15 protein-coding genes are annotated in these 14,653 nt (G+C 49.6%); 10 read left to right on the top strand and 5 right to left on the bottom strand.

Annotation, left to right across the window (positions count from 1 at the left end; translation table 11 throughout):
• Positions 1 to 115: 115 nt before the first annotated feature.
• The 5 genes from ACO0LN_RS26935 to ACO0LN_RS26915 all read right to left on the bottom strand — a co-directional run bounded on the left by ACO0LN_RS26935 (position 116) and on the right by ACO0LN_RS26915 (position 2,810).
• On the bottom strand, positions 116 to 406 hold the full coding sequence (locus ACO0LN_RS26935; RefSeq protein WP_422979260.1) for a hypothetical protein: 291 nt from the start codon (positions 404 to 406) through the stop codon (positions 116 to 118).
• Between the two features lie 180 nt (positions 407 to 586).
• The gene (locus tag ACO0LN_RS26930) at positions 587 to 883 is read right to left on the bottom strand and encodes a hypothetical protein (protein ID WP_422979258.1); all 297 of its coding nucleotides are present in this window, start codon (positions 881 to 883) and stop codon (positions 587 to 589) included.
• A 30-nt stretch (positions 884 to 913) separates the two neighbouring features.
• Positions 914 to 1,681, bottom strand: a complete 768-nt coding sequence (locus ACO0LN_RS26925; RefSeq protein WP_422979256.1) for a tRNA(His) guanylyltransferase Thg1 family protein — start codon at positions 1,679 to 1,681, stop codon at positions 914 to 916.
• Positions 1,678 to 2,121 carry an AAA family ATPase gene (locus ACO0LN_RS26920; RefSeq protein WP_422979254.1) on the bottom strand — a complete coding sequence of 148 codons (444 nt, stop codon included), beginning with the start codon at positions 2,119 to 2,121 and terminating at the stop codon, positions 1,678 to 1,680. The genes ACO0LN_RS26925 and ACO0LN_RS26920 overlap by 4 nt, the downstream gene beginning before the upstream one ends.
• A gap of 50 nt (positions 2,122 to 2,171) precedes the next feature.
• Positions 2,172 to 2,810 carry a TetR/AcrR family transcriptional regulator gene (locus tag ACO0LN_RS26915; RefSeq protein ID WP_422979252.1) on the bottom strand — a complete coding sequence of 213 codons (639 nt, stop codon included), beginning with the start codon at positions 2,808 to 2,810 and terminating at the stop codon, positions 2,172 to 2,174.
• A 274-nt stretch (positions 2,811 to 3,084) separates the two neighbouring features.
• Between ACO0LN_RS26915 and ACO0LN_RS26910 the strand changes: the two genes are divergently transcribed.
• The 10 genes from ACO0LN_RS26910 to ACO0LN_RS26865 all read left to right on the top strand — a co-directional run bounded on the left by ACO0LN_RS26910 (position 3,085) and on the right by ACO0LN_RS26865 (position 14,621).
• Entirely contained in the window at positions 3,085 to 3,468 is a 384-nt protein-coding gene (locus ACO0LN_RS26910) for an RNA-binding S4 domain-containing protein (RefSeq protein WP_422979250.1), read from the top strand.
• 229 nt (positions 3,469 to 3,697) lie between these two features.
• The gene (locus ACO0LN_RS26905; protein WP_162061746.1) at positions 3,698 to 4,300 is read left to right on the top strand and encodes a TetR/AcrR family transcriptional regulator; all 603 of its coding nucleotides are present in this window, start codon (positions 3,698 to 3,700) and stop codon (positions 4,298 to 4,300) included.
• Between the two features lie 66 nt (positions 4,301 to 4,366).
• Complete coding sequence (locus tag ACO0LN_RS26900) at positions 4,367 to 6,157, top strand: acyl-CoA dehydrogenase C-terminal domain-containing protein (protein WP_422979248.1); 1,791 nt, start codon at positions 4,367 to 4,369, stop codon at positions 6,155 to 6,157.
• Between the two features lie 57 nt (positions 6,158 to 6,214).
• Complete coding sequence (locus ACO0LN_RS26895; protein WP_422979246.1) at positions 6,215 to 8,602, top strand: 3-hydroxyacyl-CoA dehydrogenase/enoyl-CoA hydratase family protein; 2,388 nt, start codon at positions 6,215 to 6,217, stop codon at positions 8,600 to 8,602.
• Positions 8,603 to 8,782: 180 nt separating this feature from the next.
• The gene (locus ACO0LN_RS26890) at positions 8,783 to 9,979 is read left to right on the top strand and encodes an acetyl-CoA C-acyltransferase (protein WP_422979244.1); all 1,197 of its coding nucleotides are present in this window, start codon (positions 8,783 to 8,785) and stop codon (positions 9,977 to 9,979) included.
• A gap of 83 nt (positions 9,980 to 10,062) precedes the next feature.
• Complete coding sequence (locus ACO0LN_RS26885; RefSeq protein WP_422979242.1) at positions 10,063 to 10,335, top strand: hypothetical protein; 273 nt, start codon at positions 10,063 to 10,065, stop codon at positions 10,333 to 10,335.
• 39 nt (positions 10,336 to 10,374) lie between these two features.
• Positions 10,375 to 10,935: a hypothetical protein gene (locus ACO0LN_RS26880; protein WP_422979240.1), complete on the top strand. Its 561-nt coding sequence runs from the start codon at positions 10,375 to 10,377 to the stop codon at positions 10,933 to 10,935.
• A 25-nt stretch (positions 10,936 to 10,960) separates the two neighbouring features.
• Positions 10,961 to 11,737 (top strand): enoyl-CoA hydratase, encoded by a 777-nt coding sequence (locus ACO0LN_RS26875; RefSeq protein ID WP_422979238.1) that lies wholly within the window; start codon positions 10,961 to 10,963, stop codon positions 11,735 to 11,737.
• A 280-nt stretch (positions 11,738 to 12,017) separates the two neighbouring features.
• A complete protein-coding gene (locus ACO0LN_RS26870) occupies positions 12,018 to 13,172 on the top strand; it encodes a sensor histidine kinase (RefSeq protein WP_422979236.1) in 1,155 nt (384 codons plus the stop codon).
• Positions 13,173 to 13,310: 138 nt separating this feature from the next.
• Positions 13,311 to 14,621, top strand: coding sequence for a diguanylate cyclase domain-containing protein (locus ACO0LN_RS26865; RefSeq protein ID WP_422979234.1), 1,311 nt, complete (start codon positions 13,311 to 13,313; stop codon positions 14,619 to 14,621).
• The last annotated feature ends 32 nt before the right edge of the window (positions 14,622 to 14,653 follow it).

Raw genomic sequence — 14,653 nt, 5'->3', positions numbered from 1 at the left:
AGAAATGGACCATGCCTATACAACACTGGCGACAGGCATTGAATCGCTTTGATATAGAATTTGGGGAGCGCATCAACGCTCACCAATAGTTCCGGGAGAACTTACACAGATTTTTTTACAGGCTCCTCTCATCAGAGATTTTCAGGTGTTCTAGTTTCACCAGCTGAATTTCGGTACAGCGAAAAATAGTCGAATGGCCAAAAAAGTCATTTAGTTTTACTTCAAAATACTCCCGTTGGCCCACTCTTTTCCTGCTGACGGACATCGCTGGCGGGATTGTTTCTTGTAACTCTGTGACTTGTAGATTCGCATTTTTCAAAATAAAGCTAGCCGACCATCGCGCAATCAGTTTACGTTCAAATCTTTCCTCGTCGAGATAGTCGCACACGAACTGTTCCAGCAGCATAGAAAATTCTGCGAAGTATGTTCCTATGTGCGGGTTGTATTGTTTTATGGAAAATTCTGTAAAACTACAATCGTATAAATTTGGAGAATAGCCCAATATATCTTGCAATAAATCGCCACCTTGAATGAACGTAACTCCTTCAATACCATTTGGAAACGGTATTGGATGACTGACTACTTTCTATATAAAATTGCTTGCCTCAAGTACTTCTATGACTTTCTCCATTTCCTTGGATTTGTCTACATAAAAGTTTGCTCCCACCACAAAACTCACCAAAGAACCATGTTTCTGAAAGCGTTGAATATCTTCAAGTATGCCTTGCTTTACCTCCAGCGGAGCATTTGAGAAGAAGCTCGCCTGACCAGTTTTCGCGATGCACTCTTCACATAAAGATATTAAGTTGCACAATATGGCTTCACCTCTTTCCCATAAATCTAGCCAGTAGTTCATCCGCTCTTGATGGGATTCTTGAGTCATTTTTTTCCTGATAAATTTGATGATGTAAGATCAACTGCTTTGGCTGCTTATAAGATGCCACAAGAATTCACTATATGCGTCCCCCTGCGGCAATTCATAGTCTGTCTTCAAAACTTTTCGCGTGCTGACAACTTCTTTATTTTCTTTGGGGTTATAGCCAATTTTTTCTTCTTCGACCATGCACAGGCCAGTGCCGCGTTTTTGCCATAGCGGCAGAGTGCTGAAATTGATATCCCTGCTTTGCAGTAAAGCTTCTTTGTCGGCCAGTGACTTGCCTTCTATGAAGCTGGTGGTTTCGTTTTGTGATTTACCTTCTTTTCTGAGTTGCCAGTAGCAATGCGCATTCAAGGCATTTCTGTTGGCATCTTCATTGCGCCAGCGAAAATAATCGACAACCAGGTTCTGGCTAGGCAACTGGCAAATGCGGCAATCGAAAGCGGCAAGCTGACCCAGGATCAGACTGAATTTGGCAGATGCTTCACCCGCCAGCAGGGAATTGTATTTTCTTAATTTGCGGCCAAAGGCATTGATATGCAGGTCAAACAGCAAGGAAATTTCATCACTCTGGTTATAGGCATAGATAACCTTGAAGCCGCAATTCATCAGATGTTTGCAGGTTTCCACCATCAGATCGCGGAACCTGATGTCAAATGGTGCTTCAAATGCGCATGTTTCTTTGGTCAAACGGGTAAAGCCACGTCCATCAATGCGGGCAATCATATACGTCCCGGCTGGCACACAGTCGTCATGTGCAGTTTCGTAGCCGCGCATGAGGTTTTCCAGTTCATCAAACTTCATTTTTTCCAATCAGTGGCAGTCAATTTGCCATCTATAAAATCGACGTAATACAAGCGATCAAAACCCTCATCATCATCATCAGGGATTTCCAGTTTTTTGTGCGTATCAAGTATGCCGACCTTGGGTATCAGGTCCCTGCCTTGTCGCTGGCTATTCCATGCCAGCGCTCTATCGAGATCAGTCTTGAAGTAATACGCAGTCACCGGCCATTGTCTGGCCTTGATCTGTTCCAGATAGCTAGCCCGGATTTCTCTTGTTGGATAGGTGTTGTCGATGACAAAGGGCATGCTGGTATCAAAACAAAAATCCAACAGGCGTTGCTGGCGGTTTTTGGTTTTCAGCAAATCATTGCTGATACGCAGGCGGCTATTGAAGAAATGTTCTTTGTAAAAAGAGGATTTGCCGCTGGCCAGTAATCCTATGAAGATGATGGCTTCCATTTGTGTGCATGCGAGTCCGTTTGGCCTGTATTGTGACACAGGCCAGCGCTTCAGCCCACCCGCGTGGCTGCCTTGATACCTTCAGTGATAAAGCGCAGCAGATAAGGTGCTGCCAGATCAGCCTGCCTGGCTGGGCACAAGCCATCAGACAGGCGCTCTATGCGGGTATCGACCACATGATGCAGCAATGCCCCAAGGGCGAACTGATAACTCCAGTAAACACTTTCAGCAGAGGCGCGGGGCAGGGCATCGTGCAGGGCGGCGATGAATTCTCGTGCCATGGGATCGTAAAATTCTCGCGTGATGCGTTCGCTGGCCTCATGCTGGTCAATCACGCCGCGCATGACCATGCGGGAAAAGTTTGCCCCTTCGGCTTTTTCATTGAGTTTTAATACCGGCAGTACAAAGGCGGCGATGATGGCTTCCAGCGTGGTGCCGGGAGCACTATGGGTGCGTGCGCGGCGCAGGCCGTTCAGGCGTTCGGCGATGTAGCCGCTGTGGTGTTCGTAGATGGCGTGATACAACTCATTCTTTGCGCCAAAGTAATAACCGATTAGAGCGATGGGTACACCGGCCTCGTGGGCAATGTCGCGTATGGACACACCTTCGTAACTTTGGGCAGCAAAGCATTTCTCTGCAGCAATGAGAATTGCGCGCTTTTTTCCACTTAGTTCTTCAACAGAGCTCATGAGCTGATCCGACCAAATTGGCAAGCATGCGAATGTAAATAAATTAATACAAACTTTGCCGAATTGTACGGTCGTTCAGTTTATTGTCTATGCGCACTGCAACATAGCTCAACTAAATGACGCGCTGTGTTGTATGCACAAACATTGGGCAAAAATGCCTTGTATTTGCCTGACAGCTGCCATAAATTGCATCAAAATAGAATGAACGTATTTTTTAGGGCCATACTGCTTGGTATTTGGCCCGGACATCCCGCAAAGAAAAGCGACATCCTTCATGAGTGAAACTACCCGTATCGATAAATGGCTATGGGCTGCCAGATTCTTTAAAACCCGCAGTCTGGCAACGAATGCCATAGAATTAGGCCGCGTCCTGCAAAACGGGCAGCGCGTCAAACCTGCGCATAATGTCAAAGTCGGTGACCTGATCGAGGTGCAACAGGCCGAACAGGTATGGCAAGTCAGAGTCTTGCGCATACTGGAAACCCGTGGCTCAGCCACCATCGCCCAGACCATGTATGAAGAAACCGCAGAGAGCGCTGCAAAACGCGCCAAAGTGGCAGAAGACAGGAAGTATTTCCGAGAACCAACCGCAACCATGACAAGCAGACCCACCAAGCGTGACAGGCGACAACTGGACCAGACGCATAATCAGGATTGAGGCAGGACCGGCCAGAAAACAAAAAATGTGATGGCAGGAGGCAAAACATAATAGATACTCTCCTCTAAAGACAGAATCTGGTTTGACTTTTCATGCGCTGTGCATAATAGTACGAGCGTTCGATAAATTCATTTGTTTGCATCACTTTTTGCTTCACTTAATGGTCAATACGGGCAGACATGAATCTTTTCAACACAATCAATGTAATATGAATATGACATCAAAATTCATGCGCAAGGGGGAATTGACCCGCGCCGCCATTCTGGACGTAGCCCTGGATGCTGCCAGCCGTGATGGCATCGAGGGGCTGACCATAGGTTTGCTGGCCGACAAGATGAACATGAGCAAGTCTGGCGTGTTCGCCCATTTCGGTTCGCGTGAAGATTTACAGATCGAAGTGCTGAAGTTGTACCACCATCATTTCGAGCAAGAGGTGTTCTATCCAAGCATGAAAGAAGAACGTGGCCTGCCGCGTTTGCAATCCATGTTTGCCTTATGGGTCAAGCGCGTTACGGTAGAGATTGCATCTGGCTGTATCTATATCAGCGGAGCAGCCGAATACGATGACAGGGCAGGGCCTATCAGGGATGAGCTGGTTGGTATGGTCCACGCGTGGCAGGGTGCCTTGCACCGCGCCGCAGCACAGGCGATACAACTGGGCCATTTGCGTGATGATGTCGAGCCTGAACAGATTGTGTATGAGATGTATGGCCTCATATTAGCCTTGCACCATGATGCGCGCTTCTTGCGCAAGCCGGGCAGTGTAGGCCGTGCCGAAGTCGGATTTGAACGAATGATCGAGTATTACGCGCCGGTGCAGGTCACAGCCTGAGCTAGCGCCGCCGTAAAAATTTAGTATCCACATTTACCGTTTTAACTTTGCCGTCAGGAGAAAATCATGGGTCAATATATCGCTCCATTGCGTGATATGCAGTTCGTGTTGCATGAGCTGTTGAATGTAGAAGAAGAATTGAAACAGCTGCCTAAGCATGCTGATGTTGATGGCGACATCATCAACCAGATTTTGGAAGAAGGCGGCAAGTTCACTGCCAATGTATTGTTCCCACTGAACCACTCTGGTGACCGCGAAGGCTGCCATCACGACAAGACCAACCACACCGTCACCACACCAAAAGGCTTTAAAGAAGCCTACAAGCAATATGTCGAAGCTGGCTGGCCTGCTTTGTCTTGCGACCCTGACTTCGGTGGTCAGGGCTTGCCACTAGTAGTCAACAATTCATTCTATGAAATGTTGAATTCGTCCAACCAGGCCTGGTCCATGTATCCAGGCTTGTCGCATGGCGCCTATGAATGCATCCATGAGCACGGCACACCAGAACAAAAATCCCTGTACCTGCCAAAGCTGATTTCTGGCGAATGGACTGGCACCATGTGCCTGACCGAGCCACATTGCGGTACTGACCTGGGCATGCTGCGTTCCAAAGCAGAACCACAGGCTGACGGCAGCTATAAAATCACAGGCGCAAAGATTTTCATCTCAGCCGGTGAACATGACATGTCCGACAATATCGTACACCTGGTATTGGCACGTTTGCCAGGTGCACCAGAAGGCTCGAAAGGTATTTCTCTCTTCGTCGTACCTAAATTCCTGCCTAATGCAGATGGTACGATCGGTGCGCGCAATCCTATTTTCTGCGGCGCTATCGAAGAAAAAATGGGTATCCATGGCAACTCCACCTGCCAGATGAACCTCGATGGTGCGACTGGCTGGTTGATTGGTGGTCCGCACAAGGGTTTGAATGCGATGTTCGTGTTCATGAATGCCGCACGCCTGGGCGTGGGCATGCAAGGCCTGGGTTTGACAGAAGTGGCATACCAGAATGCACTGGTGTACGCCAAAGACCGTATCCAGATGCGCAGCCTGTCTGGTCCTAAGGCACCGGACAAGCCAGCTGATCCTATCATCGTTCACGCTGACGTACGCCGCATGCTGTTCACTGCAAAAGCCTATGCTGAAGGTGCACGTGCGTTCTGTTCCTACGTTGCTCTGCAACTGGACAAGGAATTGAACCATCCTGATGAACAGGTACGTAAAGACTGCGCTGACGAAGTCGCCTTACTGACACCAGTCATCAAAGCCTTTATCACCGACAATGCCTGGACTGCAACTTCTGAATGTCTGCAAGTCTATGGTGGCCACGGCTTTATCGCAGAATGGGGCATGGAGCAGTATGTACGCGATGCCCGCATCAACATGATCTATGAAGGCACGAACACGATCCAGTCGCTGGATTTGCTGGGTCGTAAAATCCTGATGGACAACGGTGCAAAACTGCGCAAGTTCGGTGCCAAGGTACAGGCTTTTGTTGAAGCCAATGGCACTAACGAAGCACTGGCAGAATTCATCACGCCGTTGGCTGAGCTGGGTGACAAGGTCACCAAGTTGACCATGGAAATCGGCATGAAAGCCTTCCAGAACCCGGATGAAGTCGGCGCTGCTGCCGTGCCTTACCTGCGCGTAGTTGGTCATCTTGTTTACAGCTATTTCTTTGCACAAATGGCAAAAATCGCTCTCGAAAAACAAGATTCTGGCGACAAGTTCTATGTCTCCAAACTGGCAACAGCGCGTTTTTACTTTGCCCGCCTGTATCCAGAAACAGCGATGCTGATCCGCCAGGCACGTTCTGGTTCTGCCAATTTGCTGGCACTCGAAGCTGATTTGTTCTAATCAAACATGCGCCCCTTCCCATGCACATGGTAAGGGGCGTTCTACCTGAGGTTAAAAATGACCAATTTCATCGTTAAAAAAGTTGCCGTTCTGGGCGCTGGCGTGATGGGTGCGCAAATTGCTGCTCACTGTATCAATGCAAAGATACCTGTAGTCCTGTTTGATTTGCCAGCCAAGGAAGGCCCAAAAAACGGCATCGTCCTGCGCGCTATCGAAAACCTGAAAAAGTTGAATCCTGCCCCGCTGGGCAACAAGGATGATGCAGCCTTGATCGAAGTCGCCAACTATGAAGACAACCTCGACGTGCTGGCCGGTTGCGACCTGATCATTGAAGCCATTGCAGAACGCATGGACTGGAAACATGATCTGTACAAAAAAGTGTCCCCGCACATTGCACCAAATGCGATTTTTGCATCCAATACTTCTGGCCTGTCCATCACTGCCCTTTCTGACGGCTTTGATGCAGAACTGAAAGCCCGTTTCTGCGGCGTGCACTTCTTCAATCCACCACGCTATATGCACTTGGTTGAATTGATTCCTACCGTCGCTACGCGTCCAGAGATCATCGATCAGCTCGAAGGCTTCCTGACGACATCCCTGGGTAAAGGCGTAGTACGTGCCAAAGATACACCTAACTTTATCGCCAACCGCGTCGGTATCTTCGGCATGCTGGCAACGATTTATGAAGCAGAAAAATTTGGTCTGACCGTTGATGTCGTCGATGACCTGACAGGCAAAAAACTGGGCCGTGCTTCTTCCGGTACTTTCCGTACTGCTGACGTGGTGGGTCTTGATACCATGGGCCATGTCATCAAGACCATGCAAGACAATCTGTCTGATGATCCTTTCTTCGCTGTCTATAAAACACCTGAAGTGCTGGCCAAACTGGTCGCTGCAGGTGCCCTGGGTCAAAAATCCGGTGCCGGTTTCTACAAAAAAGTCGGCAAGGACATCCAGCGCCTGGATTTCGCCACAGCACAATATGTGACTGGTGGCGCCAAGGCTGACGACGTCGTCGCCCGCATGCTGAAAGAAAAAGACCCGGTCAAGAAAATGAAGACCCTGCGTGAATCGACCAATGTACAGGCACAGTTCCTGTGGGCGATTTTCCGTGATGCCTTCCACTACATCGCTGTGCATGGCGCAACGATAGCTGACAATGCACGCGACATCGACTTTGCGATGCGCTGGGGCTTTGGCTGGAATGTAGGCCCGTTCGAAACATGGCAGGCATCTGGCTGGCAAGAAGTCGCTGGCTGGGTCAAGGAAGATATCGATGCAGGCAAGGCACTGTGCAATGCGCCGCTGCCGGCCTGGGTATTTGATGGCCGCACAGGAGTGCACACTGCAGAGGGTTCCTGGTCACCTGCGAGCAGCACTTACGTGCCACGTTCCACACTGGCTGTGTATGACCGTCAAGCATTCCGTGCGCCGGTACTGGGCACAGGCGTGGCAACCGGTGCAACTGCCGGTACGACTTTCTTTGAAGATGAATCTGTCCGTATCTGGCATCAGAATGACGACGTACTGGTCCTGTCACTGAAAACCAAGATGCACGTGATTGGCCCAGGTGTTATCGAAGGCATGGAAAAAGCCATCGCTGAAGCCGAGAAAAACTTCAAGGGCCTGGTCATCTGGAGTGCAGACGCGGCTGACGGCGGCGCCTTCTCAGCCGGTGCTGACTTGCAAGCCATGCTGCCTTTGTTCATGTCCGGTGGTGTAAAAGCCATAGAACCAGCGATCTCCCGCCTGCAAAATGCGCATCAGGCTTTGAAATACGCGAACATCCCTGTAGTTGCTGCCGTATCTGGCCTGGCACTCGGTGGTGGTTGCGAATTGATGATGCACACAGCCAAGCGCGTGGCATCCATAGAGTCTTACATTGGTCTGGTTGAAGTAGGCGTAGGCCTGGTTCCTGGCGGTGGTGGTTTGAAAGAAGCAGCAGTACGTGCAGCGGCAGATGCCAAAGGCACAGACTTGCTGCAATTCCTGAAAAACTACTTCACCAATGCAGCTACAGCTGCGGTATCCAAATCTGCGCTGGAAGCACAGAAGATGGGTTATCTGTCTGCGGATGACGTCATCGTCTTCAATCCTTACGAATTGCTGCACGTAGCCAAGGTAGAAGCCCGCGCCATGTTTGACGCCGGTTACCGCGCCCCTATGCGCAAACTGGTGCCAGTCACTGGCCGTCATGGTATCGCCACGATAGCTGCACAACTGATCAATATGCGTGATGGCGGCTTCATCTCTGCACATGATTTCAAACTGGGCAAAATGATTGCTGAAGTGGTCAGCGGTGGCGACATCGATAATGGCAGCCTGGTCAGCGAACAATGGTTGCTCGACATGGAGCGCAAAGCGTTTATGGAATTGCTGAATCATCCAAAAACACAAGAGCGCATTATGGGCATGATGCAAACTGGCAAGCCAGTCCGTAACTAAATAGAAAAGCTTACAGACCAAAAACCTTTTGACACAGAGACACGGAGACACAGAGATGGCACAGAGAACACCCTGTTGTTTTGAATTTCTCCGTTTTTCCTCTGTGTCTCTGTGCCTCTGTGGTGAGGGGTTTTTGAAGAGTAAGCCTGAGCTGACCTTAACGAATTGAGGTAATCAAAAATGACTAAACAACTCCAAGACGCCTACATCGTCTCTGCTACCCGTACCCCGATCGGCAAATCTGGTCGTGGCATGTTCCGTAACACCCGCCCTGATGACTTGCTGGTGCGCGTACTGCAATCTGCTTTCGCACAAGTACCCAACCTTGATCCCAAGCTGGCTGAAGATGCCATCATCGGTTGCTCTTTCCCTGAAGGCCCGCAAGGTCTGAACCTGGCACGCATGGGTATCTTGCTAGCAGGTTTGCCAAATACCATTGGCGGCGTCACCATCAACCGTTATTGCGCATCCGGCATTACTGCCGTTGCGATGGCGGCAGACCGCATCCGCGTTGGTCAGGCTGACGTGATGATCGCTGGTGGTGTCGAATCCATGTCCATGGTCCCTATGATGGGTAATAATCCATCGATGAACATGGATATCCTGAAAGACGAAAACGTAGGCATGGCCTACGGCATGGGTCTGACAGCAGAAAAAGTGGCCCAGCAATGGAAAGTATCCCGTGAAGCACAGGATGCATTTGCCCTGCAATCACACCAACGTGCCATCGCTGCGCAAAACGCTGGCTACTTTGATGCTGAGACAACTTCTGTCGATATCATCGACCGCGTGCCTAACCTGGCAACTGGCGAAATCGAACTGAAAACACGCACCGTCAGCCGTGACGAAGGTGCCCGTCCAGATACCTCCATCGAAGGCCTGGCAAAACTGAAGCCTGTGTTCGCCGCCAAAGGCAGCGTTACTGCAGGTAACAGTTCACAAACTTCCGACGGCGCTGGTGCCCTGATCCTGGTCAGCGAAAAAATCCTGAAGGAATTCAACCTGACACCACTGGCACGTTTCGCTTCTTTTGCAGTACGCGGCGTACCACCAGAAATCATGGGCATAGGTCCTAAAGAAGCCATCCCGGCAGCATGCCGTGCCGCTGGCATCACGCAAGATCAGATCGACTGGTTTGAACTGAATGAAGCTTTCGCAGCACAATCGCTGGCCGTGGTACAAGACCTGGGTCTGGACCCATCCAAGGTAAACCCTATGGGCGGCGCGATTGCCCTGGGCCATCCACTGGGCGCAACTGGCGCGATCCGTTCGGCAACGACTATCCATGCCCTGCATCGCAACAACCTCAAATACGGCATGGTCACCATGTGCGTAGGTACAGGTATGGGCGCAGCAGGTATTTTTGAACGTATGTAAGCTGCTTGCCTGAACAAAAACAACCGCGCAGACTGTATTTTCTGCGCGGTTTTTTTTAATGAGCTGAGTTTGAAGGAGCCATGATGGAGACGGTACAAATTATCACTGCTGACGGCACGGTGCTGACAGCAAAAAAGTTCACCCCCACAAGTACAGTAAAATCAGTCGTCGTCATGCCGGCTGCCATGGGCGTGAAGCAAAATTTCTACGAACCCTTTGCCGAATTTCTGGCAGAGAATGGCATTGCCGTCCTGAGTTTTGATTACCGCGGCATGGGCGAATCCATCCCAGCGCAATACCGTCATTCATTACGTGGCTTTGATGCCGACATCCTGGTCTGGGCAGAGCGTGACTAAAATGCCGCCCTGAAAACTGCCAAGGAGTGGCAACCCAATTTGCCCCTGCTCATCGTCGGCCATTCGCTCGGCGGGCAACTGCCAGGCCTTGTACCTGACAACCATCTCATTGATGGCATGCTGACTGTAGGTTGCGGCAGCGGCTACTGGCGCGATAATTCACCGCAGTTGAAGCGCTTTGTCTGGCTCATGTGGTATTTCCTCGTGCCTTTGTATACCCGTATCTGGGGTTATTTCCCTGGTAAAAAAATGCGCAAGGTCGGCGACTTGCCCAAGGGCGTGATTTACCAATGGTCACGCTGGTGCCGCAGCCCTGAATATTTTGTGGAAAAAGATGGTAGCCCCATGCAAACGGGCCACCATAAAATCCATAAGCCCATACTCTGCATGAGCTTTACCGACGATGAAATGATGAGTCGCCGCAGCATAGACAGCATGCATGATTACTACAGCAATGCCAGGGTTGAACGCCGTTATATCAATCCCAAAGACGTCGATGCCAGACGCATAGGCCATTTTGGCTTTTTCCGTCCTCAGTTCCGCAACACACTTTGGCAGCAAGCCTTACAATGGCTGACTACTGCACCACAATCTACCTGATCAATAAAAAAGAGAGACTGCAACAATGGATATCCTGACCCAAAAAGAAAACGGAATTTTGACGATCAACTTTAATCGTCCGGAAAAGAAAAATGCCATCACCCAGGCCATGTACCAGGCCATGGCCGATGCACTGCGCGATGCAGAAACTGATGTGGCAGTGCGCGCCATCCTGATCACCGGCAAGCCAGAAATTTTCACTGCCGGCAATGATCTTGAAGATTTCATGAAAAACGCCCGCAGCCTGGCCGAGCCAGACGCTGTGCCGCCTGTCTATCAATTCATGCAAGCGTTGAACGAGTCTGGCAAACCAGTAATTGCCGCCGTCTCCGGCGCAGCTGTCGGCATAGGCACCACGCTGCTCATGCATTGCGACATGATTTACCTGGCCGAGAACGCCAAATTGTCGATGCCATTCACCCAGCTTGGCCTGTGCCCTGAATTTGCTTCCAGCATGATATTCCAGCAAATCGTTGGCTATCAGCGCGCCGCAGAAAAACTCATGCTCGGCGAAGCCTTCACTGCCGCAGAAGCTTTTGAAATCGGCTTCGTCAATAAAGTCTTGCCACTGGAAGCTCTGTTGCCTTACGCCCAGCAACAGGCTGCCAAACTGGTGGCCCTGCCAGCCGCCTCCATACGCGCGACCAAACGCCTGATGAAAGGCAGCCAACCCGCTGCCATCAGCGCCAAAATGACTGAAGAAAACAAGTACTTCTCAGCCATGCTGAATGCACCCGAAGCGAAAGAGGCATTCACGGCTTTCTTCCAAAAACGGAAGCCTGATTTTAGTCAGTTTAATTAAGCTTGCCGTTGAGCGCCGGGCGCACTAATTCTTGTCTTAGAACTGGAATTAACTGAAACCTGGGTTGTGATGACGTAGTGGCGAAGGTCGGCTAGTAAGCCGGCCTGACTCAGGTTTTGTCTCAAAAAAATGCGATATAAGTGCGATAGCGCACAGATCTTTTGAGATCAGCCCTCTAATATTATGGGATGCGTCAATATGTATTGATGTAAATCCCCAAAACGGCAGCACCTGCCGCAGGCCTTCAATTGACAGGCATGGGAAACCTATGAGGTCTTCCATGATGCACGATTTTTTAATCGCCAACCGGACCGAACTTGAGCGACGTTGCCGCGAAAAAGTTGCAAGCCGTCCGAACAGAACACCACCAAACACGCAGCAAATGGAGCAAGGTGTCCCCATGTTCCTGAACCAGCTGATACGCACCCTGCAAGCTGAAAGCAAAGGGGAGGCAGCGATAGCCATGGCTGTGTCTGGCTCTGCCTCTGGCGATCCTGGTCGTCATGCGGAAATTGGTGTATCTGCGGCAATTCATGGCGCAGAACTCTTGACGCTTGGGTATACGATTAATGAAGTTGTCCATAATTATGGCGATGTCTGCCAGGCGGTATCTGATCTTTCTATGGATCTTGGGCAGAAATTTGAAATCAGCGAATTCCGCACACTCAATCGTTGTCTGGATAATGGTATTGCTGATGCGGTGACTTCATTCAGTGAGCATCGTGACCTGGTTATCGCTGATGAACAAGCGTTGCAGACAAATGAGCGTCTGGGTTTCTTCGCACATGAATTACGTAATCATCTAAACACGGCAATGCTCGCGCTGGCTGCTATCAAGACTGGTCATGTTGGATTGATGGGTTCTACCGGCGGCGTTCTGGACCGCAGCCTGGTAGGGCTTCGCAGGCTGATTGACCGCTCACTTGCAGAAGTCCGTATCGGACCTGGCATGACCTTGCACCGAGCTGTTTTTGGTCTTGCCAATTTTATCGGTGAGGTGAAGTATTCAGCTTCGCTGGAAGCCGAAATGCTGCATTGCAGATTTCACGTTGAGCAAACTTCCTCAATACTGCTGGTTGATGTTGACAAAGACTTGCTGTTTTCGGCGCTTGGCAATTTGTTGCAGAATGCTTTTAAATTCAGTGGCAAAGATGGTCTCGTCACACTCAGCGTTGATGCAACTGCTGAACGAATACAGATCAAGGTTCAGGACAACGGCCCTGGCATGAGCGAAGAGGCTGCGCGCGAAATTTTTTTGCCATTCACCCAGAGCGGTGTGAACAAGAGCGGGTTGGGTTTAGGGCTATCGATTGCCAGACGTAGTGTAGAAGCAAACGGAGGCTTGCTCACAGTCGAGAGTGCGCCAGGTCATGGTTGCCTGTTCATCATAGATTTGCCGCGCCGGACAATTCAGTCTGGTGAATATATATCTTGAAGTCGCGTTCTTTATATGGGGGAATGGCAAGCCTGCCATATAGCAATATCGAGCCAATATAGAGCCAATACAAAGCCAGGTTAGTTGTTCATATCTTTTTTGAGAGCATCCATTTTTATCGTTAGAAAAGTAGGTTCTATGGAATATCGTATTCTTATCCTTACCAATAATTCTGGTGATGCAAAGATATTGGAGGATGCACTCAGGCACTCAAGAGATGGTCCGTTTCTTACCGAATGCCTGAGCAGGCTTGATGCTGGCTTGTTACGACTGCAAAAAGCTGATATCGATTTGATTTTGGTGGACTTGTCACTGGCTGACAGCCAGGGAATTAATACTTTTAAAGATATATTTGCAGCTTTCCCCACTATACCAATCATGACCCTGAGTGCACAGGAAGAAGAGGCCGTTGCCATTGAAGCGGTTCAACTTGGCGCGCAAGGATATTTGTCAAAGGGCTATTTTGTCAACAGCCTGGTTCCTCAATCATTACAAAATATCATTCTGCGCAAAAATGTAGAAAAACAACTTCACCAGGAACAGGCAAGGGCTGAAATCGTATTGAATTCAATCGCTGACGCGATCATATGCACAAATAACAATGGGCAAATTGATTATCTCAATGACGCCGCGGAAGAGCTCACCGGATGGGGTAAGGCAGATGCACATGGGCACCAGATAGAAAAAGTTTTTAAAACAATTAATGGTAAAACGCGGCAAGTACAAATCAATACCGTGGAACTTGTTTTGAAGAAAAATGAAATTGTAGATTTGCCTGCAAACACGCTGCTGATACGCAAAGACGGTACTGAAGTCCACATCGAAGATTCTGCTTCACCTATTCATGACTATGATGGCAAACTTGCTGGCGCGGTCATTGTGTTCCACGATGTCAGTGTCGCCCAGGCGGTGACTGTCAAAATGACCCACCTGGCGCAACATGATGCCCTCACTAATTTACCTAATCGCACTCTGCTCAGTGACCGCATAGCGCAGGCAATTCATCTGGCCAAGAGAAACGATACACGACTTGCTGTATTGTTTCTGGATCTCGATAATTTCAAGCACATCAATGATTCAATGGGACATGCCAGCGGCGACGCATTATTGCAATCTGTGTCCCAGCGTCTCGGTGATTGTGTCCGTAGTTCTGATACCGTCAGCCGCTATGGCGGTGATGAGTTCGTCATTCTTTTAGTCGGGGGCAAGTATGCAGAAGATGCCGCGCTGATTGCAGAAAAAATACGGACAGCATTACTTCTCCCAATTCAGCATGAGCAAAAAAACTTATATGCAAAGGCGAGCATCGGTATCAGCCTTTATCCGGGAGATGGCGAGGATGCAGAAACCTTGATAAAAAATGCGGACACCGCCATGTACCGTGCGAAAACTGCAGGCCGGAATAATTACGAATTTTTTCGTAGCGATATGAAGTTAGATTCAAACTAGAAAGTTATTAGTGCTTTATCCAAAGGAACCCG

The sequence above is a fragment of the Undibacterium sp. TC9W genome, assembly GCF_049339865.1.
GTDB lineage: Bacteria > Pseudomonadota > Gammaproteobacteria > Burkholderiales > Burkholderiaceae_D > Undibacterium.
The sequence above is the reverse complement of the archived record's forward strand: the minus strand, read 5'-3'. Positions and strand labels throughout refer to the sequence as shown.

Coding starts and splice junctions, on each gene's coding strand:
- ACO0LN_RS26935 (WP_422979260.1), bottom strand. CDS start 406: ATGCTGCTGGAACAGTTCGTGTGCGACTATCTCGACGAGGAAAGATTT.
- ACO0LN_RS26930 (WP_422979258.1), bottom strand. CDS start 883: ATGACTCAAGAATCCCATCAAGAGCGGATGAACTACTGGCTAGATTTA.
- ACO0LN_RS26925 (WP_422979256.1), bottom strand. CDS start 1,681: ATGAAGTTTGATGAACTGGAAAACCTCATGCGCGGCTACGAAACTGCA.
- ACO0LN_RS26920 (WP_422979254.1), bottom strand. CDS start 2,121: ATGGAAGCCATCATCTTCATAGGATTACTGGCCAGCGGCAAATCCTCT.
- ACO0LN_RS26915 (WP_422979252.1), bottom strand. CDS start 2,810: ATGAGCTCTGTTGAAGAACTAAGTGGAAAAAAGCGCGCAATTCTCATT.
- ACO0LN_RS26910 (WP_422979250.1), top strand. CDS start 3,085: ATGAGTGAAACTACCCGTATCGATAAATGGCTATGGGCTGCCAGATTC.
- ACO0LN_RS26905 (WP_162061746.1), top strand. CDS start 3,698: ATGCGCAAGGGGGAATTGACCCGCGCCGCCATTCTGGACGTAGCCCTG.
- ACO0LN_RS26900 (WP_422979248.1), top strand. CDS start 4,367: ATGGGTCAATATATCGCTCCATTGCGTGATATGCAGTTCGTGTTGCAT.
- ACO0LN_RS26895 (WP_422979246.1), top strand. CDS start 6,215: ATGACCAATTTCATCGTTAAAAAAGTTGCCGTTCTGGGCGCTGGCGTG.
- ACO0LN_RS26890 (WP_422979244.1), top strand. CDS start 8,783: ATGACTAAACAACTCCAAGACGCCTACATCGTCTCTGCTACCCGTACC.
- ACO0LN_RS26885 (WP_422979242.1), top strand. CDS start 10,063: ATGGAGACGGTACAAATTATCACTGCTGACGGCACGGTGCTGACAGCA.
- ACO0LN_RS26875 (WP_422979238.1), top strand. CDS start 10,961: ATGGATATCCTGACCCAAAAAGAAAACGGAATTTTGACGATCAACTTT.
- ACO0LN_RS26870 (WP_422979236.1), top strand. CDS start 12,018: ATGATGCACGATTTTTTAATCGCCAACCGGACCGAACTTGAGCGACGT.
- ACO0LN_RS26865 (WP_422979234.1), top strand. CDS start 13,311: ATGGAATATCGTATTCTTATCCTTACCAATAATTCTGGTGATGCAAAG.